The organism is Micromonospora sp. NPDC049175, assembly GCF_043197345.1.
Taxonomy (GTDB): Bacteria; Actinomycetota; Actinomycetes; order Mycobacteriales; family Micromonosporaceae; genus Micromonospora.
In genome coordinates, this window is the sequence record NZ_JBICSY010000008.1 from 39,336 (window position 1) to 62,453 (window position 23,118).

The 23,118-nt window shown below is 69.4% G+C and carries 24 protein-coding genes and 1 tRNA gene; 14 read left to right on the forward strand and 11 right to left on the reverse strand.

Translation table 11 applies throughout. The features are described from left to right. Positions 1-194 precede the first annotated feature (194 nt). Positions 195-270: transfer RNA gene (locus tag ACGFH8_RS27565), tRNA-Lys, on the forward strand. A 14-nt stretch (positions 271-284) separates the two neighbouring features. Here the strand turns inward: ACGFH8_RS27565 and ACGFH8_RS27570 are convergent. Further along, positions 285-1,385: a hypothetical protein gene (locus ACGFH8_RS27570; protein ID WP_393372553.1), complete on the reverse strand. Its 1,101-nt coding sequence runs from the start codon at positions 1,383-1,385 to the stop codon at positions 285-287. A gap of 250 nt (positions 1,386-1,635) precedes the next feature. Here ACGFH8_RS27570 and ACGFH8_RS27575 point away from each other — a divergent pair, with 250 nt between their 5' ends. Beyond that, on the forward strand, positions 1,636-2,205 hold the full coding sequence (locus ACGFH8_RS27575) for a kinase (RefSeq protein ID WP_393372555.1): 570 nt from the start codon (positions 1,636-1,638) through the stop codon (positions 2,203-2,205). Between the two features lie 16 nt (positions 2,206-2,221). Here ACGFH8_RS27575 and ACGFH8_RS27580 read toward each other — a convergent pair whose 3' ends face one another. Further along, a complete protein-coding gene (locus ACGFH8_RS27580) occupies positions 2,222-2,596 on the reverse strand; it encodes a type II toxin-antitoxin system VapC family toxin (protein WP_393372557.1) in 375 nt (124 codons plus the stop codon). Next, a complete protein-coding gene (locus ACGFH8_RS27585; RefSeq protein WP_393372559.1) occupies positions 2,593-2,847 on the reverse strand; it encodes a type II toxin-antitoxin system Phd/YefM family antitoxin in 255 nt (84 codons plus the stop codon). Before ACGFH8_RS27585 ends, ACGFH8_RS27580 begins: the two co-directional genes overlap by 4 nt. 176 nt (positions 2,848-3,023) lie before the next feature. On the opposite strand from ACGFH8_RS27585, the gene ACGFH8_RS27590 reads away from it, so the two are divergent. Beyond that, the gene (locus tag ACGFH8_RS27590; RefSeq protein ID WP_393372561.1) at positions 3,024-3,491 is read left to right on the forward strand and encodes a hypothetical protein; all 468 of its coding nucleotides are present in this window, start codon (positions 3,024-3,026) and stop codon (positions 3,489-3,491) included. Beyond that, a complete protein-coding gene (locus ACGFH8_RS27595) occupies positions 3,484-4,398 on the forward strand; it encodes an alpha/beta fold hydrolase (RefSeq protein WP_393372563.1) in 915 nt (304 codons plus the stop codon). Before ACGFH8_RS27590 ends, ACGFH8_RS27595 begins: the two co-directional genes overlap by 8 nt. A gap of 44 nt (positions 4,399-4,442) precedes the next feature. Here the strand turns inward: ACGFH8_RS27595 and ACGFH8_RS27600 are convergent, their stop codons facing one another. Beyond that, positions 4,443-5,312 carry a hypothetical protein gene (locus ACGFH8_RS27600; protein WP_393372565.1) on the reverse strand — a complete coding sequence of 290 codons (870 nt, stop codon included), beginning with the start codon at positions 5,310-5,312 and terminating at the stop codon, positions 4,443-4,445. 351 nt (positions 5,313-5,663) lie between these two features. On the opposite strand from ACGFH8_RS27600, the gene ACGFH8_RS27605 reads away from it, so the two are divergent. The 5 genes from ACGFH8_RS27605 to ACGFH8_RS27625 all read left to right on the forward strand — a co-directional run bounded on the left by ACGFH8_RS27605 (position 5,664) and on the right by ACGFH8_RS27625 (position 11,778). Continuing rightward, entirely contained in the window at positions 5,664-8,363 is a 2,700-nt protein-coding gene (locus tag ACGFH8_RS27605; RefSeq protein ID WP_393372568.1) for an RICIN domain-containing protein, read from the forward strand. Between the two features lie 147 nt (positions 8,364-8,510). Further along, complete coding sequence (locus ACGFH8_RS27610) at positions 8,511-9,275, forward strand: ABC transporter ATP-binding protein (RefSeq protein ID WP_393372569.1); 765 nt, start codon at positions 8,511-8,513, stop codon at positions 9,273-9,275. Next, positions 9,275-10,003: an ABC transporter permease gene (locus ACGFH8_RS27615; RefSeq protein WP_393372571.1), complete on the forward strand. Its 729-nt coding sequence runs from the start codon at positions 9,275-9,277 to the stop codon at positions 10,001-10,003. The genes ACGFH8_RS27610 and ACGFH8_RS27615 overlap by 1 nt, the downstream gene beginning before the upstream one ends. 21 nt (positions 10,004-10,024) lie before the next feature. Beyond that, on the forward strand, positions 10,025-11,176 hold the full coding sequence (locus tag ACGFH8_RS27620; RefSeq protein ID WP_393372574.1) for a sensor histidine kinase: 1,152 nt from the start codon (positions 10,025-10,027) through the stop codon (positions 11,174-11,176). Continuing rightward, positions 11,173-11,778 carry a response regulator gene (locus ACGFH8_RS27625; protein WP_393372577.1) on the forward strand — a complete coding sequence of 202 codons (606 nt, stop codon included), beginning with the start codon at positions 11,173-11,175 and terminating at the stop codon, positions 11,776-11,778. The genes ACGFH8_RS27620 and ACGFH8_RS27625 overlap by 4 nt, the downstream gene beginning before the upstream one ends. Positions 11,779-11,817: 39 nt before the next feature. Here the strand turns inward: ACGFH8_RS27625 and ACGFH8_RS27630 are convergent, their stop codons facing one another. Continuing rightward, entirely contained in the window at positions 11,818-13,005 is a 1,188-nt protein-coding gene (locus tag ACGFH8_RS27630) for a DUF1996 domain-containing protein (protein ID WP_393372579.1), read from the reverse strand. Between the two features lie 335 nt (positions 13,006-13,340). Here ACGFH8_RS27630 and ACGFH8_RS27635 point away from each other — a divergent pair, with 335 nt between their 5' ends. The 3 genes from ACGFH8_RS27635 (at position 13,341) to ACGFH8_RS27645 (ending at position 17,287) form a co-directional block, all read left to right on the forward strand. Further along, complete coding sequence (locus tag ACGFH8_RS27635) at positions 13,341-15,560, forward strand: peptidase M6 immune inhibitor A (RefSeq protein WP_393372582.1); 2,220 nt, start codon at positions 13,341-13,343, stop codon at positions 15,558-15,560. A gap of 125 nt (positions 15,561-15,685) precedes the next feature. Continuing rightward, positions 15,686-15,982: a DUF6582 domain-containing protein gene (locus ACGFH8_RS27640; RefSeq protein ID WP_357250826.1), complete on the forward strand. Its 297-nt coding sequence runs from the start codon at positions 15,686-15,688 to the stop codon at positions 15,980-15,982. A 63-nt stretch (positions 15,983-16,045) separates the two neighbouring features. After that, complete coding sequence (locus ACGFH8_RS27645) at positions 16,046-17,287, forward strand: aromatic acid exporter family protein (RefSeq protein ID WP_393372586.1); 1,242 nt, start codon at positions 16,046-16,048, stop codon at positions 17,285-17,287. Positions 17,288-17,297: 10 nt separating this feature from the next. Here the strand turns inward: ACGFH8_RS27645 and ACGFH8_RS27650 are convergent, their stop codons facing one another. Further along, positions 17,298-17,723, reverse strand: coding sequence for a VOC family protein (locus ACGFH8_RS27650; protein ID WP_393372589.1), 426 nt, complete (start codon positions 17,721-17,723; stop codon positions 17,298-17,300). Positions 17,724-17,878: 155 nt separating this feature from the next. On the opposite strand from ACGFH8_RS27650, the gene ACGFH8_RS27655 reads away from it, so the two are divergent. Next, positions 17,879-19,714 (forward strand): glycoside hydrolase family 15 protein, encoded by a 1,836-nt coding sequence (locus ACGFH8_RS27655; protein WP_393372592.1) that lies wholly within the window; start codon positions 17,879-17,881, stop codon positions 19,712-19,714. Positions 19,715-19,723: 9 nt separating this feature from the next. Here the strand turns inward: ACGFH8_RS27655 and ACGFH8_RS27660 are convergent, their stop codons facing one another. Further along, entirely contained in the window at positions 19,724-20,539 is an 816-nt protein-coding gene (locus ACGFH8_RS27660) for a DUF72 domain-containing protein (protein ID WP_393373076.1), read from the reverse strand. 152 nt (positions 20,540-20,691) lie between these two features. Here ACGFH8_RS27660 and ACGFH8_RS27665 point away from each other — a divergent pair, with 152 nt between their 5' ends. Next, positions 20,692-21,420: a Clp protease N-terminal domain-containing protein gene (locus tag ACGFH8_RS27665; protein WP_393372595.1), complete on the forward strand. Its 729-nt coding sequence runs from the start codon at positions 20,692-20,694 to the stop codon at positions 21,418-21,420. Between the two features lie 10 nt (positions 21,421-21,430). Here the strand turns inward: ACGFH8_RS27665 and ACGFH8_RS27670 are convergent, their stop codons facing one another. The 4 genes from ACGFH8_RS27670 to ACGFH8_RS27685 all read right to left on the reverse strand — a co-directional run bounded on the left by ACGFH8_RS27670 (position 21,431) and on the right by ACGFH8_RS27685 (position 22,988). Further along, entirely contained in the window at positions 21,431-21,949 is a 519-nt protein-coding gene (locus ACGFH8_RS27670) for a hypothetical protein (protein ID WP_393372598.1), read from the reverse strand. Positions 21,950-22,057: 108 nt separating this feature from the next. Further along, positions 22,058-22,477 carry a PIN domain nuclease gene (locus ACGFH8_RS27675; protein ID WP_393372601.1) on the reverse strand — a complete coding sequence of 140 codons (420 nt, stop codon included), beginning with the start codon at positions 22,475-22,477 and terminating at the stop codon, positions 22,058-22,060. Continuing rightward, positions 22,477-22,731: a type II toxin-antitoxin system VapB family antitoxin gene (locus ACGFH8_RS27680; protein WP_393372603.1), complete on the reverse strand. Its 255-nt coding sequence runs from the start codon at positions 22,729-22,731 to the stop codon at positions 22,477-22,479. The genes ACGFH8_RS27675 and ACGFH8_RS27680 overlap by 1 nt, the downstream gene beginning before the upstream one ends. Positions 22,732-22,793: 62 nt before the next feature. Further along, positions 22,794-22,988: a DNA repair protein gene (locus ACGFH8_RS27685; RefSeq protein ID WP_393372606.1), complete on the reverse strand. Its 195-nt coding sequence runs from the start codon at positions 22,986-22,988 to the stop codon at positions 22,794-22,796. Positions 22,989-23,118 lie beyond the last annotated feature (130 nt).

A 23,118-nucleotide genomic window follows, 5' to 3' on the forward strand; every position in this document is an offset into this window, starting at 1 on the left:
CATGATCAACCAGGGCTCGGCCGTTGGCGCGTTCGGTGAGGCGGGGGGGCAGGGGGGCAGGGGGGCAGGGGGGCAGGGGGGCAGGGGGCCGACGCTGGCGAGTTGCAACTTCGCGCTCGGGTCGGGCGGTCAGACGTGGGGTCGCCGACGCGTCCGCCCGGGGCGGTGTTAACGTCTCTTCCCGTTGCCGGCGAGCGCCGCTAGCTCAACTGGCAGAGCAGCGGACTCTTAATCCGCGGGTTCGGGGTTCGAGTCCCTGGCGGCGCACCAACAAAAGAAGCGTGTCAACGCTGTTCCGGCAACTCGGCGTCGCTGTCCACCGGAGGCCCCTCGTCCTCCAGGAAGTCGAGCGAGTCGGTCGGGCGAACGGCGGCGGCGAGTCGCTCGGCGCACTCCGCGAGGAACGCGACCGCGTCCTCCACCACCTCGGACTCGAGGCGACCAGGGGCGAAGGGCACCGGCAGGGCGCAGCCGTTGCGGCGCTCGACGGTCTGACCAGGGAATGCCCGGCGGGCGACTTCCGCTGGGCCGTTCCACCACCGCAGCCAGAGCGGGCTGGTGCCGTGCTCGGCGAACAGTGGCAGTGACACGACCAGTCCGGTGTAGATGTTCGACAGGCGCATCGCGGGCCCGCCCCACATCGCCCCGGAGGCCTTCGAATTCCTCGTGGCGGTCGCGCGCGTGGCCACGCCATGTTTCTGCGCCACCGACCTGATCGTCATCGCGACGTCGTAGATCGCGACCCACTGCCGCGCGGCATGCTGATCGGTCACGTCGCCCACCGACCACGGGACGAAGCCGTGCCGGTCGACCTCCGCGATCAGGGCGCGGAACTGGCGGACGTCCTCGGCGAGGTTCTTTCCACCTGCCTGTTCGAGGACGTCGCACACGGCGACCCAATCGGTCAGGGCGACCACCTGACCGGACCGGGTGTCGGCGAACCGCCACCGACCAGCGACGGGGCGCGGGTCGGCCTCCGAGGTGTGGCAGACCTCGCGCCACAGCGACTCCACGCGTCGCTGCGGGCACACCCACACCAGAACACCCCGGCACGGGTTGGCGGTGCCGCGGGTCCTGTGCTGGTCCAGCAGGCGCTGAAGGTATCGGTCGTTCGCCTGCGCATCGGTCAGCCCAGCCCAGAATTTGCCCTCGACGTGGACGACTTCGCGATACTCATCCCGCCCGACGACATCCGGCCGACTGTCGCCGTCCGCAGCCTGGGTGAGGTAGCGCAGCGGCCGGGGCAACTCGGCGACACCCGATCCGATCGCCGCCGTGAGGGCAGCCGCCGCATTCGGGTCCGACAGCAGGTGCCCAAGAGCATCCGTCGCCACCGTCTCCCGCAGCGCTCCGAGCTGACCTGCGAGTCGGGCAAGCAACGCCATCGAGAACCTCCGTGTCACGCAGCCGCAACGCCTCTGGCGACTCTATGGCGTCGTATCAATCGGCCTCGAAGTGGGCGGGAACATGTCGATCCAGATGGCCGTTGCCGGCCAGGGGCGCAACTGTCGGGCGGCGGCGAGGTCGGCGACCTGTCCGGCGTTACCCTCGCGGAGGGTCAGGTGCCTGACCTCATCGAGTTGGCCTCTCGGTCTTGGCCCGAGCGTGCGCGCCGACTGTCTGCGAGGGAGCACCGTGGTCGCTGACGCCGTCCCGACCGGCAGCCCGGAGACGATCCTCGTCTGCGTCCGGGGTAACTCCGGCTCGGGTAAGAGCAGCATCGCTCGCGAGCTACGGCGTCGGCACGGCCGGGGCTGTGCGCTTGTCGAGCAGGACTACCTGCGCCGCATCGTGCTCCGGGAGCGGGACAGACCGGGCGGCGCGGCACCGGAGCTGATCGGGCAGACCGTCAGGTTCGCGCTCGACCATGGCTACCACGTGGTGCTGGACGGCATCATGCACGCCGATCGCTATCGGAGCATGCTGACGGGCCTGCGGGACGGTCACCGGGGGCGGTCGCTGTTCTGCTACCTCGACGTTTCCCTGCCGGAGACGCTGCGGCGGCACCTCACGCGTCCGCAGGTGAGTGAGTTCAGTGCCGAGCAGATGAGCGGTTGGTACGCCGGGCACGACGTTCTGGGCTGGTCCGACGAGCTGGTCCTGCCGGAGAGCACCGGGCTGGAGGAGGCCGTTCAGGCCATCGCCGCGGCCGCGGGACTGCCCCAGACCGGCCGTGAAGACGACATCCTCCCGGTCGTTCCGTAGACCCGAGCCTGTCCGATCACACCTTGAGGACGTCCACGTCGTACAGCGCTATCGACGCGTCGCGGGAGGCCAAGGTCAGATTTTCGGTGATTGCTTGGGCCACCAGCATGCGGTCGAAGGGATCGCGGTGATGTGATGGCAGACGACCGGCGGCGATGGCGTGGGTGTAGGTCACCGGGAGTTCCCGGAAGCCCATGTCTCTTACCCGCGCCGCAAGGTCAGGGGGTCCGCCGAGTTTCCCCGCGCTCTGTTTGATGGTGATCTCCCACAGGGTGACCGGGGAGAGGAAAATGTCCGGCTCGTGTCGCAGTCGGTCGAGGAATTCGGTGCCGAGGGTCGGGTCGCCGGTGATGGCCCAGAGCGCGACGTGGGTGTCCAGCAGCAGGGTCATGCGCCGATGCCGAAGTCGGTGGCGATCTCGGCGTTGGTCCGTGGTGAATCCCAGTCGCCGGACAGGTCCAGTTGGCCGGCGAGGGAGCCTACTGCGGTGCGATTGGCCCGCCGGACCAGCGGTACGACCTTCGCCACCGGGGTGCCCGCCCGGTCGATGATGATCTCCTCGCCGTGTTCCACCCGTTCGATGATGCGAGACAGATGGGTCTTGGCGTCATGCATGTTGTAGTGCACGGCCTCAGTCGACATGGCGTGACCCCCTTGCTTAGCTAAGCAATTAGTCTAGCCGGCTTGGCCGCATACGCCAGCGGCTTGGCTGTTCGGGTTCGGACAACGCTCGGTCGGCATTCGGGACGACAACCGCTCACGCTTGACACCAACCGTCAAGCGCTTGACGATGGGTGTCAAGCGAAGGGGGGGTTGGTGTGCCACCGGAGGACGAGGAACTTGTCGCACAGCTCGTCAGATTGATCGACGTTCGGCTGCTCGATCCGCTCGAGATCCTGGTCGACGGTCACCCGGCAGTCGACTCGCTGCGTGTTGTCGTACGTGAGCGGGCGCGCTCCTGGGCCGCCACGCTGGTCGGTGGCGACGAGCAGGCCGCGTACGGCGTGATCGTCCGGGCCATCTCGACGCTCTGTCCCGGCGACGGCCCGTTCAACCCGCCCCTCGACTGGTGGCGCACGCCGCTGGGCCAGATCGTCGCGCGACGGGTGGGCCACCCCACCGCCGAATCGGTGTCGTACGCGGTGGCCGGCGCCATGCTCGGCATCACCCGCCAGGGAGTTCACGACCTGGCCTCCCGTGGCAAGCTCGCCCGCCATCCCGAGGGTGGCGTGCGGTCCGCCGCCGTCCGCGACCGACTGCTCCGGGAAGGAACCCGACGTGCCTGATCCCCTCGTCAGCTCCGGCCGCGTGCCGATCGCGTACCGCGACTTCGGTGGATCGGCCCCCTCGCTGTTGCTGCTGCACGGTGCGGGCGGCAACCTCGCCCAGTTGACGACGCTGGCCGAGGAGTTGCGGCAGGCGTACCGGGTGGTCGCCGTCGACCTGCGCGGCCACGGGCGGTCCGGCGACGGCCCGTGGCGGTGGGACGAGGTGTTGGACGACCTGGCCGTCGTCGCCGACGCCCTCGGTCTCGACCGCCCCGCGGTGGTCGGGGTCTCCCTCGGTGGGATGCTGGCCGCGCTCTGGGCGCAGCGTCACCCGGAGTGTCCCGGCGCGGTCAGCCTGGACGGAAACCCTCCGCCGAGCCGCCCGGAGCAGCTCGCCGGGATGGACCCGGGGCAGGCGGCGACGGCGCTCGCCGAGCTGCGGGCCGTCTTCGACGGGATGGCCGCGGGGATGGCCGAGCCGCTCACCGCCGAACGGCTGGCCGCGGCGCTGGCCGGGCAGCGGGCGACGGCCCGGCGGTACGGTGCCGATCCGGCGGACTGGGTGGCGGCCTTCGAACGGAACCTCGTGCCGTGCGACGACGGCCGTAACCTGCTGCGCCCCGATCCGGAGCTGACCGTGCGGTTGCGGGAGGCGATGGGGTCTCTCGACCTGGTCCCCGCCTATCGGGACGCCCGATGCCCTCTGCTGCTCGTCCTCGCCACCGAGGACCTGCCCGAGCAGGCACCGTTTTCCGAGGTGTACGCGGCCTACCGCCGGGCCGTCAGGGAGCGACTCGACGCCGTGGACAACCCGCGCCTGCGGGTGCTGGAGCTGGCCGGCGCCAGCCACGCGATGGTCGCCGAACGCCCAGCGGAGTTGGCCGCCATCGTCAGCGACTTCCTCACCGAGGCAGCTCACGGCTGAGCCGGTCGCGGACGCGACGGGCTCGCGTCCGACAGCGCTTTCGGTTAACGCGGCGGCGAGACGTACAACCCGGTGTTGCATCCCGTCTCGCCCGGCTGCAGCCACTCCCGGTCGTACCCCGGTGCGGTGATGGCTCCGTCGGGTTTGCGGACCAGGAGGAGGCAGTCTCGCTCGGCGGGCACGGCCAACACGGCGACCAGGGCGTTCTGGTGGGTGGCCGTGTCGACGGTGACGTGCTTCTCCGGAAAGGCGGCCCGCACCGTGGCCGCGAGGGTGTCGGGCGTGGCGGTCCGCAGTGCCGCGGTGAGCCGGGCGACCGCGTCCACGGGCATTGCCGGGTACGGCTTCGCCCTGGGCACCGGGGGGGTCGCCACCGGCGGGCAGCCGATCTCCTCGGATCTCGTGTTGCGATAGAGCTTCAGCCGGTAGCGGTAGCACCGGGTGGCCTCACCGGCGGAGTGGCCGGGGGCGCCGAAGTTTCCGTAGCTCTCCGGCACCGCCACCGTGAACCGGACGTCGATGGTGGCCTGCTCGTCGGCGAAGACGCGCCCCGACCAGGCCAGCGGTTCACGGTGGGTTCCCGACGTGCCGTCGGTGGCCGGTTCGAGGATCTCGGTCGCGGCGATGTACTCGGCGTCCCGCACCCGATCGCGACCACCGAGCTGCTCTTTGAGGTGCTCCGCCTCGGCCGCGGCCTGATCCCGGGCCATCGAGTCGCCGTCGCCGTACTCCGCGCACCCGGCCGTCAGCAGGCAGAGCGCCAGCACCGCGCAGGCCAGCGACGGAGAGCCGGAGCGACGACGGGTGCCGGCAGGCGGTCGCGGCGTTGACCGCCGCCATCCGCCCGTCCGCGTCCGGGGCGCCACCGGGCCCTGGTGTACGTCGTCCGAGGTGGTCCGATGCGGATCAGCCATGGCGTCGAGCCTGCCCGGCGGCGGCAGCGACCGGATGAGTGCCCGTACTCAGCCTGCTGGGCGGGTCGGTCCCGCCGCGCGGATTCATCGGACGATGCCACTGGGGCGTGCGACGGGAGTCGGGCGTTCTGCCCGGTACGAGCGTCTTTGCGCATTGACCACTCTTAATTGGCTGTTGCAGTCGTCACACGTTCGACATACAGTCCCTGGGAGAGCTTCGTAGCGATTGGAAAATGAGTGCGGTCGGGCAACAGCAGCCCTCCGCCAGTCCTTTGTGGCGTCGCTGTTCCGTGCTCGTCGCTCGATACCCGCATTCGGCATCCCGTCGACGGCAAGTGGAAGGAACAGCACGTGAAATCAGCCATATCCACCGCTCGAACGTCATTTTTGGCGCTCGCGGTCTTCGTGTCCGCCGCAGTGCCGGTCGTGCTGACAAATCAGCAGCCGGCCGCGGCGGCGGTCCAGGCGACCTACTATGTCGCCCCGGACGGCAACGACTCCAACGCGGGGACGATCGAATCCCCATTCAAGACCCTGCAACACGCGCGGGATGTCGTCCGCACGGTGAATACGAACATGACCGGCGACATCGACGTGTTGCTGCGCGGTGGGAGTTATCCGATCAGCAGCACCGTCGAATTCGGCACCAGCGATTCGGGCACCAACGGATTCCGGATCAGCTACGGCGCCTACCCCGGTGAGAAGCCGGTCCTCGACGGTGGTGTCCAGGTGACCGGGTGGACCCAGCACAGCGGCAATATCTGGAAGGCGCCGCTGGACCGCGCCAACAAGCTGCGTGCGCTGTATGTCAACGACAAGCGTGCCTTCATGGCGTCGAAGACCATCAGCTCGGGGGGCTGTTACGGGACGTACAACATCACGGCCAACCAGGCCGCGTGGGCCTGGGAGTCGGGATCGCAGTGCGACGGCGCCAAATACAACCTGAATGATTTCCCCGCCGTCGCCCGCAACCAGGACGACATCGAGATCGAGACGGGCACGACCTGGACCACGGCCATCGTGGGCGTCCGCCAGGTGACCACGAGTTCCGACGGCGCGAACCGGGTCGCCCTGTTCCAGCAGCCGGGTGCGGCGATCGCCCAGGGCTCGTTCAACGGCAACGCCCAGGTGGGTGGCACCCACAAGCTCATGAACGCCTACGAGTTCCTGGACGCACCGGGCGAGTTCTTCTTCGACAAGGGCACCAAGACGGTCTACTACTACAAGGCCAGTGCCGAGAACATGTCGACCGCGTCGGTCTACGCGCCCAACAACCTCACCACCGTGCTGCGGGTCGCCGGCACCTCGACCAGCAGCCACGCGCGCAACATCACGTTCTCCGGGCTGACGGTGCAGCACTCCGACTGGAACCTGTTCAACGTCGCCGGCTCGTCCTTCAAGCAGGCGCAGCAGGGCAACCTCGGTGCCCAGGTGTACGCGAAGGGCAACTTCCACGTCTACTACTACCGCAACGTGGACGTCACTCCCGGCATTCTCCAGGTGCAGAACGCCGACGGGATCCTCCTGCAACGCAACCGGATCCAGCACACCGGTGCCGACGGGATCAGCATGGTCAACGACGTGCAGGGCTCGCAGTTGATCGGCAACTCCACCAACGACATCGCGGGCTCCGCGATCCTGGTGGGCCATCCCCAGCACGTCTACATCGGTGACGGCACGTCGACGAACCGCGAGAAGTACTCCGCGCAGGTCGAGGGGCTGCCGAAGAACATCGACATCAAGAACAACTATCTGTACGACAGTGCCGTCCTGTTCAACGGGCACAGCGCCATCTCGGCCTACTTCGCGGACACCCTCACCATCCAGCACAACCGGATCGAGAAGACTCCGTGGTCGGGCATCACCCTCGGCTGGGGCTGGTGGAACTTCGACGGGTCATCGGGCTCGATCGTGCCCAACCGACCCACCACGACGGCCCGAAACAACAACATCAGCTACAACCACATCATCGACACGGTGCAGCGCCTCAGTGACACGGCCCCCATCTACACGCTCGGCAGTCAGCCGGGGACGATGATCACCAACAACTATCTCCAGGGCGTGCCGTCGGGACACAAGTACGGGCTGCACCCGGACGAGGGATCGGCGTTCATCACGTTCCGCGACAACGTCCTGAGCATCGACAAGAACGTCACATGGATGATCAACTCGGACGACTTCGGCCGGAAACACGATCTGAGCATCACGCAGATCTACGGCCCGATCAACAAGGTCTCGAACAAGAACCTGCCGAACAGCACCGTCGCCGACATCCTCGTCTCCTCCGACTATGTCTGGCCGGCTGCGGCGTACAGCATCGCCGCGAACTCCGGCCTTGAGGACGCGTACCGGGACATCGTCCCGGCGAGCACCTTCTCCGCGCCGAACTACGTGCTGCCGGCCAGCACGTTCGTCGCAGGCGCCACGGCGTCGATCCCGATCCGGAGCACCGGCGACGCCACCAGGTCGGTCTGGCTGGCACCGTCCGGCACGACCACCTTCACCGCCGGGGCGACGATGACCAGGGCGGCCGGCAACGCCACGTCCATCGCCGTGCCGACGACCCAGGGCGAGTACCGGCTCTACGTCGTCGACGCACAGGGCAACCGGTCGGCGGAGTCGACGTTCCTCGTCCGGCAACAGCAGGGTGGCGGCGGCACGGGGGCCGGGCAGCTCGTGGGTGGCCAGTCCGGCCGCTGTGTCGAGGTGCCCAACTCCTCGACCACGAACGGCACCCAGACACAACTCTGGGACTGCTCCACCGGCGCCAACCAGCGCTGGACCCAGACCGCCAGCAAGCAGCTGACCGTGTACGGCAACAAGTGCCTGGACGCGTCCGGGGCCGGCACGGCCAACGGCACCGCGGTCATCATCTGGGACTGCCACGGCGGCACGAACCAGCAGTGGAACGTCAACAGCAACGGCACCATCACGAACGCCCAGTCCGGGCTCTGCCTCGATGCCAACGGCGCCGCCACCGCCAATGGCACCAAGGTGATCCTCTGGTCGTGCAACGGCGGCGCGAACCAGCGGTGGACGCTGCGTAGCTGACCGACCAGACCCCGGGGCCAGGCCGACACGGGCCTGGCCCCGGGCTATTTCTGGCCCCGCGCGGGATGGTCCGCAGGACTTTTGTCACTGCCGACCGCGTATCGGCGGCTCTACTCGCATCCGCCCCGCGTTTCTAGCGTGGACGGCATGGAAGCCCTCGCGGTACGTCTGTCCGGAATCACCCGGCGCTTCGGTGCCGTCCGCGCCGTCGACGACCTCGACCTCACGATCGAGGCAGGTACCGTCGTCGCCCTGCTCGGCCCCAACGGCGCCGGCAAGACCACCACCATCTCGATCATGCTGGGTCTGGCCCCGCCCGACACGGGCACCGTGACCCTGTTCGGCGAGCCGGCCGCCGACGCCGTCCGCGCCGGGCGGGTCGCCGCGATGCTGCAGGACGCCGGATTTGTGCCCGGTGCCACCGTCCGCGACGTGGTCGAACTGGCTCGCGCCCTGTACCCGCACCCGCTCGACACCGACCGGATCCTCGCGACAGCCGGCATGGCCGACCTCGCGAACCGGCGCGTCGACCGGCTCTCCGCCGGTGAGACGCAACGCGCCCGGGTCACGTTCGCGCTCGCCGGTAACCCCGACCTGCTCGTGCTGGACGAGCCCACCACGGCCATGGACGTCGCCGCCCGACAGCAGTTCTGGACCGCCATCCGCGCCTACGCGGCCGACGGCCACACGGTGCTGTTCAGCACCCACCAGTTGCACGAGGCGGACGACGTCGCCGACCGCATCGTGGTGCTCGCCGCCGGCCGCATCGTCGCCGACGGCACGCCCGCACAGATCCGGGCGCTGGCCGGCGTCGACACGTCGGCCAGGTTGGATGCCGCGTTCCTCGCCCTGACCGCCGACCGCCCGGCCACTGCTGGGCCGGCGACCACGACCACCGAGACGGAGCACTGATGCGCGCCTACCTGCGATTCGAACTACGCCGTCTGGTCCGCGACCCCCGGCTGATGTTCTTCTCCGTCATCGGACCCGTCGCCACGTACCTGATCTTCTCGGGTTGGTCCGCCGGCGACCGCCTCGAAGGCCTCGCCGCGCCGGTCGCCATCATGATCGGCCTGGCCGGGTACGGCGCCGTGGCCGGCGTGCTCATGGTCGGATCGGCGGTCTCCCAGGAGCGCGCCGCCGGCTGGTTGCACCAGTTGCGCGTCACCCCGTTGCCACCCGCGCAGGTCGTCGCCGTGAAAGCTCTGCTCGGCTCGACGACGGCCATCCCACCGGTGATCGCGGTAGGCATCGCCGCGGCGATCCAGCACCACGTCGAGCTCAGCCCCAGCCGGTGGATCGCGCTGCTGCTACTGATGTGGATCGGCACCGTGCCGTTCGCCCTGCTCGGGCTCGCCATCGGCTACGGCCTGTCCCCGCAGGCCGCCGTCCCGGTCAACTTCCTGATCTTCCTGGCCCTGTCGGTGCTCGGCGGCCTGCTCGCGCCCGCCACCTACTTCCCCGACGCCCTGCGACACCTGGCACACGCGCTGCCGACCTACCGGTACGCCGAACTCGGCTGGCGCTCCGCCGCAGGACACCTGCCCACCCCGGCCGGGCTGGCCGTCCTCGCGGCATGGACCCTGCTGTTCGCCGCGGTCGCGGCCTGGGCCTACCGGCGCTCCACCGCGCGCCGCTGACAGTCGAATACAGTGGCGATCGTGCCCGGTTCGCTCCCTGAGCCCGTCCACCGCAGCAGGCGACGCCGCGGATTCGTGCTCCTGGCCGCCCACGCCGCATGGCTGTGGCTCCTACTGCCGGCCGCCGTTGCGATCGCGGACGGCCGGGTGCACCCGGCGCTGCCCGCCGCCGCCGGGCTCACCGTCTTCGTGCTGCTCTACCTCACGCTCGTGGCCGTACCCGTCGCGAAGCTGCCCGTCCCGCCGGCGCCGCACCACGCCGGGCTGGCCCTGCTCGCCCTGCTCGGCATCGGCCTCGCCGCCGGCTACGCCGCGGACTCCGACGGCTGGCTGACCCTGCTGCTGTACGTGTGCGCCGCCGGCTCGGTAGGCATCACCCGACCGACCCAGGCGTTCGCCTGGGCCGCAGGCAACGTCGCCGCCGTCCTGCTGATCGGTGCCGCCCATCGGTTACCCGCCGGCGACGTCATCTCCACCGCGCTGATCACGGCTCTTGCCGGCGCCTCGGCCATCGCGTTCGTGCACGTCGTCAGGCTGGTCGAGGAACTTCGCGAAACCCAGCGTCAACTCGCCAGGACAGTCGTGGAAGGCGAACGGCTCCGCTTCGCCCAGGACCTGCACGACCTGCTCGGCCACACCCTGTCGTTGATCGTGGTGAAAGCCGAGGTCGTACGCCGGCTCACTCCGACCGACCCGCGGCGGGCCGCCGCTGAGGCCGCCGACATCGAACGCATCGGCCGCACCGCCCTCGCCGAGGTCCGCGAAGCCGTCACCGGCTACCGCGGTCACAACTTCAGCCGTGAGCTGACAAACGCCCGCACCGTCCTGGCCGACGTCGGCATCGACGTCGCGGTGACCGAGAGCGGACACCCGCTCGGCGTCGAAGCCGACAACGCATTCCGCTGGGTGCTCCGCGAAGCGGTGACAAACGTCCTGCGTCACAGCCACGCTACCCGCTGCGACATTACGGTCAGCACGGACGTGAGCGGATCGGCATTGACCATCAGCGACAACGGCGTGGGTGGCGACCCGAGCCCCGGCACCGGCCTGCGCGGTCTCACCGAACGACTCGAACGGACCGGCGGCACCCTGCACATCGGCGCCGCACCCGACGGCGGCCTGCAACTCACCGCCCGCATCCCCGCCACCCGGCTGGAAGCGGTGCACGGATGATCCGGCTGCTGCTCGCCGAGGACCAGGGCATGATGCGAAGCGCCCTCGCTCTGCTGCTGAACCTCGAACCCGACATCGATGTGGTTGCCGAAACCGGCACCACCGCCGAAGCCCTCGACGCCGCCCTGCGCCTTCACCCCGACATCGCACTGCTCGACATCGAGATGCCCGACGGCAGCGGCCTCGACACTGCGGCAACGCTGCGTGACAAGCTGCCCGGCTGCCGCGTGCTGATCCTCACCACCTTCGGCCGGCCCGGCTACCTGCGTCGGGCCATGGAAGCCGGGGCCAACGGTTTCCTGGTCAAGGACGGCCCGGTCGAGCAGTTGGCCGCAGCGATCCGCCGCGTGCTTGCCGGCGAGAAGGTCATCGACCCGGCGCTGGCGGCGGCGGCCCTGTCCGTCGGCCCCAACCCGCTCAGCGACCGCGAACGCGACGTCCTGCACTCCGCTGTGGAAGGCGCCACGGTCGCGGACATCGCCGCCCGCCTGCACCTGTCCGAAAACACGGTCCGCAACTATCTCTCCGCCGCGATCGGCAAGACGAACACCCGCAACCGCATCGAGGCAGCGCACCGCGCCAGATCAAACGGCTGGATCTGAGAGGACGTCTGCTCCGGCGTCACGCACACCACGGGTACGTCACTTCTGGTAGCCGTAGTTGTCGCAGGTCCGGCGGCCGAGGACGCAGTTCTTGGTGCGCTTGTTCATGGTGGCGACGTCCCACATCACGAACGCGTCGCCGTGCATCGACGAGGCGCTCTTGCCCTCCTTGTCGGAGGAGAGGTAGTAGCCCGCCGGGGTGCCCTTCGCCGGGTACTGGATGTCGAAGGTGATCGCCGGAATCCGGACCGGATGGCTGGGCGGGCAGGCGTCGCCGCTGCCGTACGCCACATGGTCCTTGTGGTTGGGGCTGTCCAGGTGCTTGCCGTCCCAGCAGTCGGGGAACTGCATCATGAAGTGCAGCGTCGCGTCCCCTCCGCAGATGGGCCAGTTGCCGTTGGTGCTGCGGGCCACGCCGTCGAGATCCCCCGGGCCGTAGAAGGCGCAGTAGAACTGCCCGGTCGCGCCGCGCGGTGTCGGCTTCTTCTTCTTGGCGTCGCCGGAGATCATGCGGAGGCCGTTGGGCAGCGGCATCTGGCCTGTCGAGTTCTTGGCGAGCGATCGGTAGTAGACCCGGAAGCCCGTGGTCTCGACCGGCTTGCCCGTCGCGTTGTCGTAGAGCGTGGGCACCCAGTAGGCGGAGTGGTCCTGCGCCGGCTTGCAGGAGGTGGCCGTGAACGTCGTCAGGTCACCGGCGACGGTGTTCGCGTCGACTGCCTTGTTGCCGACGAAGGAGTGCATGTGTGAGGCGCCCGGTAGGCCGGGAGCGACGATCGGGTCATCCGGCAACCGGTGGCTGTACTGGCAGTCCGCACGAAACTCCGGCAGGTTGCCCACACCGGCCGGGACCGGGTCGATCGTCAACGCCTGGTATGCGTCGGCCTGCGCCGTCCAGGCCGCGCGGTCGACGGGAATCCAACCGGTAGTGGGGATCTTCGGCGCGACGGCGGTGGACGGGGTCGCGGCGATCGACGGGGTCGTGGAGGCCAACGGCGTCGCGACGGCCGACGCTGCCGCAGGGGACTCGGTGGGTCGGGCCGACGGAGACGGGTAATCCACGGCGTTGGCCGCGTTCGACGGCTCGGGCGGCACCCCGCCGTTGCCCAGGTACACGCCCCCGGCGGCGACGACGAGCAGCACCGCCGCTCCGGCGGCCACGCCGAGTTTGGTGCGGGCCGGCCACCCCGGCAGGCGATGACGTGACGGCGGCGGGCTCTCGTACGACACCTGTCACTCCCAACGAGCCGACATGAGGCTGACCCGAACGGCCACGGCCGCCGAATGGTAGGTGCCCGCCGCCCGTACTCGACAGTTCCTTAAACCTTCCTTAAAGTACGGTTGCCTCGGTGTCCACACAGGTCGGTGCGTCGCCCCTGGCCACGGCCGCAGCACAGCCGAAAGTCGTGGATTACCGTTCCCCGGGGTGATATGTATCGCTTTCCCAACCCGTCGAAGGCGAAGGTTGCCTCGGGCTACCGTGTCCCCGGTTCAAGTGATCAACGTGAGCGGTCGACACCCGACCGGACTCACGGGAACCGGGTTGCACACCCGAAGGAGGTTCCATGGCTCGCACCCGCATGGTTGGGGCGTTCGCCGCTGTCCTCGTCCTACCGGCTCTCACCGTCGTGGCCGTGACGTCACCGGCGTCGGCGGAAGCCGTCGCGCAAAAGGCCGCCCCGCCGAGTGACATGCGTGAGCTCACCCGGAAGGACTTCACGCTGGACGGGCGGCCGATCGAGACGCCCGCGCGGTACCAGCCGCGCACCGGCGCGCGGCGGCAGGCGCAGTCGGTCGAGACGCCGGCGGTCGGCACCGTCCGCCAGTGGCTCGGCCTCGACGACGTCCAGGGCTCGGTCTACCGCAAGGACTACACGCTGCGGGCCGTCGGTGAGCACATCGAGGTCTGGGTCGCCAACGACCTGGCGTTCCCGGCCGGTGACTGCCGGGCGCAGGTGCCGTCGTCGACGCAGATCACCGACGCGCAGGTGAAGCACCTGGTCGACGAGTTCGACACGAACATGTACCCGAAGGAGACGAACGCCTTCAGCACCCCACCGGACCGGGACGGCACCAACGCCCAGATCGGGCCGGACGCCAACGGCGACGGCGGGGTCTACACCGGTGCCGGCAACAAGACCGTCACGCTCGTGGACAACGTGCGGGACGACAACTACTACACGTTCCCGGCCGCGCCGACGTACATCGCCGGGTTCTTCTCCGCGCAGTTCAACGAGTTGCTCGACCGCAACGTGATGACCGTCGACGCGTTCGACTGGCTGCACCGCATGACGCCGAACCCGCCGGACGAGCCGACGAGCGACCTGTGCACCAGCCGGGGTGCCCGGCCGAACAGCTACGAGGGCACGTTCGCGCACGAGTGGCAGCACCTCGCGCACTACTACGCGGACCCGTTCGAGGGTAACTGGATCAACGAGGGTCTCTCCGACTTCGCCATGTCGTTGACCCGGTACAGCGACTCGAAGGCCACGGTCTTCGACCGCGGCGCCGACAGTCACCTCTACTGCTACCAGGGGTTCGGCACGGTCCAGACGCCGTACAACACCAACCCGCGCGACTGCGGCGGACCGGAGAACTCCCTCACCCTGTGGGACGAGAGCCCCAACCCGAACGCGGTCCTCGCCGACTACGGCAGCGCGTACTCGTTCATGCTCTTCCTGTACGACCGCTACGGCGCCGCCTTCATGTCCCGGCTGCACCGCGACGGTGCCCGGCAGGGCCTGGCGAGCCTGGACGCCGAGCTGGAGACGGTCGGGGTCCACGACGTCTACCAGGTCATCCACGACTTCCAGTCGATGACGCTGCTCGACAAGCTCGTCGGCGAGTCGAAGTTCGGCATCACCCTCGGCGTCGCCAAGAGCCGGGTCACCACGCCGAGCCTGCGCTCCACGGTCAACCTGGCCAGCACGACGGCCAACGGTACGCCGGGCGCTGCCCCGAACGGAGCCGACTACGTGCCGCTGGGCACGGCCAAGGGCAAGGTGCTCAGCGGTCGCGACCTGCGGTCGGTGAAGTTCCAGGGCGCGAAGACCCTGCCCGCGCTCCCGCTGTCGTGGACGACCACCACCCAGGACCCGGACCGGCCGGGCAACGCGGTGCTCTTCTCCGGCAACGCGAACAGCCTCGACTCGGCGGCGGTCACCTCGGTCGCCGTGCCGACCACCGACCCGACGCTGCGGTTTGAGGCCAAGTACGGGGCCGAGCTCGGCTACGACTACGGCTACGTCACCGTGTCGACGGACGGCGGCGCCACGTACACGGCGATCCCCGGTGACAAGACCGTCGACGGGCCGCGCGGTCCGGCTCTCAACGGCACGACGAGCGGCTTCGAGGCACGCTCGTACGACCTGTCGGCGTACGCCGGGAAGACCGTGCTGCTCGGCTTCGAGTACGTCAGCGATGGTGGCACCAACGAGGGTGGCCTGCTGCTCGACGACATCACCGTCGGCGGGAAGCTGCTCAGCGACGGCACCAGCCTGGCGCCGTTCGACTCGCCGACGGAGATCCGGCCGACCCCGGTCGGCAACTGGAACCTGCGGCTCGTCGGCATCGACGAGAAGCACTCGATCGCCTGGCAGTTCGAGTCCAACGGCCGCTCCGAGGTGACCATCGGCAAGCTTGAGCTGGCCGTGCTGGACGCCTTCCCGAAGGTCGTCGCCGTGGTGGCGTACGACGAGCCGACCGAGCAGGTGCGGCAGTACGCGCCGTACCAGCTCACCGTGAACGGTGTGGTGCAGCCCGGGGGCAGCAGCTCGCTGAGCTGATCCGCACCCCAGGTCGCGGGGCACCCGCCGTCGAGGTCGACGGTGGGTGCCCCGCCCGCTCTGGCGGGGTCGGAAAATGTCGGCCGGAGAGGTGCTGGCGGACAGCGTGCGGGTAATGCGGGGTGATGAAGTCGACCTGGAAGCCCCACGAGAAGCACGGCGGGCTGTCGAGCAAGGACAAGCGCGAACTGCCGGAGACCGTCTTCGCGTTCCCCCGTGAACGCAAGGAACCGATGACCGACGCGGGTCACGTCCGCAACGCCATCGCCCGGTTCGATCAGGTGCAGGGCGTCACCGACGAGGACCGGGACCTGGCCTTCCAGAACATCCTCGCCGCCGCCAAGCACTACGGCGTCGAGGTCGCCGAGACCAACTGGCGTCAGCTCGGCAAACTCCCGCACACGCCGAACCCCGCCCACTGAGGCAACCCACCAAGTGTGGCGCTACCACCGGATAGGTTCGGCTTCGGCGGGTAAGCGGCGCGAATGCCCGCGAAACAGGAGCCGGCAGATCATTCCGACCCGGTACCGGGCGGGGCATCCCGGACCGACCGGGTGGTGGCCGGCCTGCGCGCGCGGCTACGACACGCGGTAGGTGCCCGCGTCTGGCGGTTCCGCCTCTTTGGTCTGCTCGCCGTGCAGGCCGGCGTCGCGGCGTCGCTCGCCTGGTTCGTGGGAGCCCAGTTGCTGGACAATCCGGCCCCGGTCCTCGCGCCCACCACCGCGGTCGGCATCGTGGCCGCCTCGATGGGCACACGCCTGCGCCGCACCATCGAGCTGCTGGTCGGGGTGGTCCTCGGCCTCGCCGTCGGTGACGCGCTCATGCCGCTGTTCGGCATCGGAGCCTGGCAGACCGGCGTGGTGGTCGTGCTGGCAATCATCGTCGCCGTGCTGCTCAAGGGCGGTGGATCCCTGCTCACCCAGGCCGGCGGCACCGCGGTGCTCATCGCCACCCTGGAACCGCCCGTGCGTGAGCTGTCCGTCCCCCGCTTCGTCGACGCCGCGGTCGGTGGGCTCATCGGTCTGGCGGTCGGCCTGTTGTTGGTGCCCATCCACCCGCAGCGGACGGTGCAGCGGCTGGCCGAACCGGTCCTCGATCCGGCCATCGCCGCCCTGCACGACCTGGCCGCGGCGCTGCGTCGTCGAGACCTTGGCGGCACCGAGCAGAGTCTGAACGATTTGCGGGCTCTCGGATCACGGATGACCGCGCTTGACGAGGGGCTCGCGGCGGCCCAGGAGGTGGTGCGACTGGCGCCACTGCGGTGGCGCGAACGCAGGTCTCTGGCCCGCTACACCCAGGCCGTCCACCATCTTGAACGCAGCCTCTACGGCTGCCGGGCCGTCGCACGGAGACTTACCAAGGCGCTCCGGGACGACGAGCCGATACCGGCTGAGTTCGCGGCGGCCATCGACCTGCTGGCCACCAGCGTGCAGACGCTGAGACGCACCACCACCCCCGAGCGGGCGGACCCGCGGGAGGCGCGCCGGCAGATCCTGACCGCTGTCGAGCTGGTCGGAGAGGCGCAGTGCGAGGCCACGCCGGATCCCACCCGCCCGCACACCCACCGGTTGGGGTACTCGGGAATGATCGCCGCGGGTGAGTTCCGCACGGCCGCCCACGACCTGCTCATCGCCAGTGGGTTGGACACCGACGAGGCGGCAGCGCTGGTGCGGCGGACGGCGGACCGGGGCGGGTGGGATTGGCCGGAACACGGCGCTCGGGCGTGAGCCGTCCGGGTCAGGCCGGCTTCAGCGAGGCCAGGATCTCTTCGTAGTGCGGGTTCTTCATGACGCCCAGCACGTTGCCGAACGGGTCGACGACCGCCGCGGTGATGAACCCCTCGTCACCGTGCGGGGTGATCGGCTGGTACTCGGTGGCGCCCAGCGCCAGCAGTCGGTCGACGGTGGCGTCGAGGTCGTCGACGTACCAGTGCATGACCACGCCACCGGGCCCCGTCGCGGCCCCGGGCGGCGCGAACCTGCGGTCGATGATGCCCAACTCCGCCTGGTAGTCGCCGATCCGGAACTCGGTGTAGGCCGGGCGTCCGTCCGGCCCGGGGCGCGAGAAGTACGCCTCGACGCCGAGGAAGTCGGCGTACCAGGCGGTTGCCGCCTCCACGTCGTCGGCCCAGATGTTGAGTGTGGCAAATCCCCGTAGACTCATCAGAAATTCCTTCCGTCGATGTCTTCGAGATGACGCTATCGGCGATCGCGGAAGCTCTGCTTCCGCAATAGTCGGCGTGTTCGCAGAAGTCGCGTGTAGCCCTCCCCTTGGCCGGGTAGTCGCCGCCGTTGCCATCACGAGCGGCGGGGGTCAGCGTGGAAGCGAGGTATCCGGCGATCGAGGCGCACGGTCTGATCGGTGACCTGCAGACCGCCGCACTGATCAGCGCCGACGGCTCGGTCGACTGGTTCTGTGCGCCCCGCTTCGACTCACCGAGCGTCTTCGGCGCGCTGCTCGACCACGACCGGGGCGGCCATTTCCGGCTCACGCCCGACGGCGTCGACTACACGAGCAAACAGCTCTACCTGCCCGGTACGCCGATCCTGATCACCCGCTTCCACAGCGCCGACGGCGTGGGGGAGTTGTTGGACTTCATGCCCGTCACCGGCGAACGTGCCACCGACCGGCACCGGTTGATCCGGCTGGTGCGGATGGTCCGGGGGAGCATGCGGTTCCGCTTCGACTGCCGCCCACGGTTCAACTACGGGCGCGACTCGTACGAGATCGAGGTGCACCCCGAGGGTGACGTCTTCCGGAGCCCGACCCTCACCCTGACCCTCACCCCGTTCCGAGACTCGGAACGGAAATTCGACGCGCGGGGAATCCGACGCGACGCCGAGGGGGTGTCCGCGTCGTTCACCCTGCACGCGGGCGACATCGGCGGGGTCGTCCTGGAGACGGCCTGCCCGCACGCGCCCCGGGCGATGAGCACCGAGGAGGCGTGCGACCTGCTCGCCCAGACCCGCGACCACTGGCGGCGGTGGGTGGGCCGCTCCCGCTACAAGGGTCGCTGGCGGGAGGTGGTCGAGCGGTCGGCGATGACGCTCAAGCTGATGACGTACGCGCCGACGGGCGCACTTGTCGCCGCACCCACCGCCGGGCTGCCGGAGCAGATCGGCGGGCCGCGCAACTGGGACTACCGCTACACCTGGATCCGGGACGCGTCCTTCTCGGTGCACGCGTTGCTGCGCCTGGGCTTCACCGACGAGGCCCAGGGATATCTGTTCTGGCTCAACGATCGCATCCGCGAGGCCCGCGACGACAACCTGCCGCTGCAGGTCATGTACCGGATCGACGGTTCACCCGACCTCGCCGAAGAGGTGTTGGGTCACCTGGAGGGCTACCGGGGCTCCGCGCCGGTGCGGATCGGGAACGGCGCGGCCGGCCAACTGCAGCTCGACATCTACGGCGAGGCGCTCGTCTCGTTGGAACTGGCGGACCGGAGCGGGCTGATCGCGCCGTACCAGGGGTGGCGCAAGACGGCAGGGATGATGGACTGGCTCTGCGAGCACTGGAACCAACCCGAGGACGGCATCTGGGAGACCCGGTCCGGCCGGCAGGACTTCACCTACGGGCGGGTGCTGTCCTGGGTCGCGCTCGACCGTGCCATCCGCATCGCGCACCGCCGCGGGCGCCCCGGCGACACCGCCCGGTGGGCCGCCGAACGGGACGCCATCTACGAGCAGGTCATGGCCCGCGGGTTCGATCCGGGATGTGGCGCGTTCGTGCAGCACTACGGCTCGGACATCCTGGACGCCTCGCTCCTGGCGATGCCCGGCCTGAACTTCATCTCGCCGACCGACCCGATGTGGGAGTCGACGCTGCGGGCGATGGACGACAGCCTGGTCTCCGACAGCCTGGTCTACCGCTACGACCCGAAGGCCTCACCGGACGGCCTCGCCGGCACCGAGGGCACCTTCAACATGTGCACCTTCTGGTACGTACAGGCGCTGGCGTTGGCCGGTCGGGTCGACGACGCCCGGCTGACGTTCGAGAAGATGCTCACCTACGCCAGCCCGCTCGGCCTGTACTCGGAGGAGATCGCCCCGACCGGTGAGCAGATCGGCAACTTCCCGCAGGCGTTCAGCCATCTCTCGCTGATCAGCACGGCCACCCATCTCGACGACCTGCTCGACAGGGAGCAGTGCTGACCCGTTCGGTCAGAACAGCGTCAGCGGCTCCACGGGTGTCGGCTCGGGCAGCGGGTCCAGCTCGGGTACGCGGGCCCGTACCTCGTCGTGGAACCGGCGGGCGAGCACGGGCGCGTCGGCGTTGTCCGGGGTGTGCAGGAACATGGTCGGCGAGCGCCCCTCCCGCAGCCAGGCCACCGTGACGTCGATCCAGCGCTGCCACCCCTCGACCGTGCGGGTCGGGTCGTCCCGGCCGAGGTAGCGGACGATCGGCCGGTCGGTCAGCGCGAGCGACCGGAGCGGCACGCGCGGTTTCTTGGTCCAGGCGTCCCGCTCGGCGTCGCTGCTGGGTGGGCTCGCGAAGAAGGCCGTCGTGTCGAAGGGGATCCACTCGGCGGACGCGCCGGCGAGGGTCGTCTCCAGCAGCCGGGCCGCGTCGGCGTCGGTGAAGAACGCGGGATGGCGGACCTCCACGGCGTACCGGTGCGACGGCGGGAGTTGACCCAGGAAGCGGCGCAGGGTCGGGACGTCGGCGGGGGCGAAGGAGCCGGGCAGTTGGATCCAGAGGGCGTGTACGCGCGGGCCGAGCGGCTCGATCGCGTCCAGGAACGCGCGCAGCGGTTCGCCGACGACGGTGAGCCGGCGTTCGTGGGTGATGACCTTCGGGAGCTTGAGAACGAACCGGAAGTCGGGGTCCGTCTGCGCCGCCCACGACGCGACGGTGTCCCGGGCCGGGGTCGCGTAGAACGTCGTGTTGCCCTCCACGGCGTCACACCAGCCGGCGTAGTGCCGCAGGCGCTCGGCGGGTGGCAGTTGGTGTCCCGGCCACGACCTGTGGCTCCACATCGCGCACCCCACGTGCAGACGCATGCCCGCCCTCTCCGCCGGTGACCCGTGCTTCGACCGGAGCCCACCGTATCGGGGCGCCTCGCCTCCCATCCGCAGTGCATCGTCAACTTGAGGTTGACGGAGACGGATCGTCAACTTATGGTTGACGCATGACAGATCCTCTCCAGATGAGCAACACCGTCAAGCTGGACGACCTGATCCAGGCCATCAAGAAGGCGCACACCGACGCGCTCGACCAGCTCACCGACGCGGTCATCGCCGCCGACCACCTCGGTGAGGTCGCCGATCACCTGATCGGGCACTTCGTCGACCAGGCGCGCCGCTCGGGCGCCTCCTGGACCGACATCGGCCGCAGCATGGGTGTCACCAAGCAGGCCGCCCAGAAGCGCTTCGTGCCGAAGGCCACCGACGGGTCGCCCCTCGACCCGAACGAATCCTTCGGCCGGTTCACCCCCCGGGCCCGCAACGTGGTGATGTCCTCCCAGGAGGAGGCCCGCGCCAGCGGAAGCCCCGAGATCCGCCCCGAGCACCTGGTGCTGGGCCTGCTTGCCGAGCCGGAAGGGCTGGCCGCCAAGGTGATGGCCGGCCGGGGCGCCACTGCCGAGGTGGTGCGGGAGAAGGTCGCCGCCCTCCTCCCGCCACCCGCCGAGCAGGTCCCGGACCTCATCCCGTACGACGCGCGCGGCAGGAAGGCGTTGGAGCTGACCTTCCGGGAGGCGCTGCGCCTCGGGCACAACTACATCGGCACCGAACACATCCTGCTGGCCCTGCTGGAGCAGGAGGACGGCACCGGCGTGCTCACCGATCTCGGCCTGGCGAAGGCGACTGTCGAGGCCGACCTGGCCGCCGCGCTCGCCGCGTTCACGGCACCGAAGTGACGACCCGGCGTCAGGGCGCCTCGGGGAAGCCGTAACGCAGGGCGTGCTCCGGATCGGCCGGATCGATCTGGCGCACGCCCGCGTCGGCGAGGCGCTTGTTGACCTCGTCGAGCTGCTCGCGCACCAGCCGGGCCTCCTCCTCGGTGACCCGGCCCCGGTGTGGCTTGCCGGCGTGCTCGAGCGTGCTGTAGTCGATCTTCTCGGCGCTCTTGCGGGCCTTCGGTGGGCGGACCCGCTCGGCCGTCCGCAACAGTTGCGCCATCGGCACGTCGGTGGCCATCGCGTCGAACTCGCTGGCCGTCAACACCACCCGACGCGGCTCGCCGCCACCGTGCCGGTCGTGGATCTCCACCACCGCCACGTCCAGGGCGGCGTCGTCGATGTTTTCCACCTCGCCCGGGGTGGCGTCCAACTGCACGGGCCCGGCGACCAGGTCCGGGTGCTCCAGCACGACGACGCGGACCACCTCGTCCTCCTGCCGCAGAACCGTGCCGGTGAAGTCGGAGACGTGGATCGTCTTCTTGCCCATGCGCGGAGCTTCTCCTGTCGTAGGCCGGATGCCGGACCACAAGAAATTACCCGACAGGTGTGCGAAAGCCCGCGCTGGACCTCCCCGGTGTGTCGCCTCGGGCGAAGGTCAGAGGCTGCCCTTCGGTGCCACCCACTCGCTGGGTTGACCGGTGACAGCGGTGATGCGGTCGTAGTCGGCGTCGTAGTGCAGGACGGTCGCGCCGTGTTCCTCGGCGGTCGCCGCGATGATCAGGTCGGGCAGCCGGAAGTTGCGGTGCTGGCTCTCGGCCGCGAGTAGGCGATGAACCGCCATGGCACGGTCCATCGCCGCTGTCGACACGTCCATCCACCGCCCTCCACGCAGTGCCTGCCAGAGGATCTCGTACCCCTTCGGGTGGGGTGCGTTGTTGAGGTATTCCAGGCTGGTCATGTGGCAGGCGGCGAGCCGCCCCTCGGCCAGAAGCGACTCGAAGCGCCGCCGGACCGACGCGTGACGCCCCTGCAGAACATAGACCGAGGTGTCCGCAAGATAGATCTGACCAGCCATCAAGCTGCCTCGGCGTTGCGTGCCTGCTCGGCGAGCGAGTCCAGGTCGCGACCGCCACCGTAGCGCCAGGCGTCCACGGACCCGGAGAAGTCCATCTCCACCTGATCGAAGGCGGCAACAACCTCGCGAGCCTGTCGGCGTACGGCGAACGCGTGCAGGGCTGCATTGATGGTGGCCACCTTGGTGTCGGTGCCGAGCACCTCCTTCGCGGCGTCCAGCCACTCGTCGTTCACGTCCACGGTGATGCGAGTCATGGCGTGAAGATACACCAGATTGGGCCCTGCCGAGGCACCAAATTCGAGTGAGGTTTGGTGCGTCAGAGCGTGTTCAGGCGGTGCTGACTCGAACTGCCGGCGGGCAGCTTGTTCAGCCCCGCCCACGACAGGGCGCCCCCGCCGAGCGCTCGGGGATGCCAGTAGCGCGGCTGCGGCGGGATGCCAGCGGTGCCCTCCGTCGCGCGCCAGAGTCGCTCCGGGTCCTGCTGGTAGTGGGGGTACTGCTCATTCGGCATGGCCCTACCGTTGCAAACAAAGGTGTCCAGATAAGGACAAACATATGACGGTCGATCGCTGTGTGCGGTCACCGCGCCCCGCCCGGCCCTGCCGGATCGCAGCCCGGCCGGCCCAGCCCGGCGTACGGTG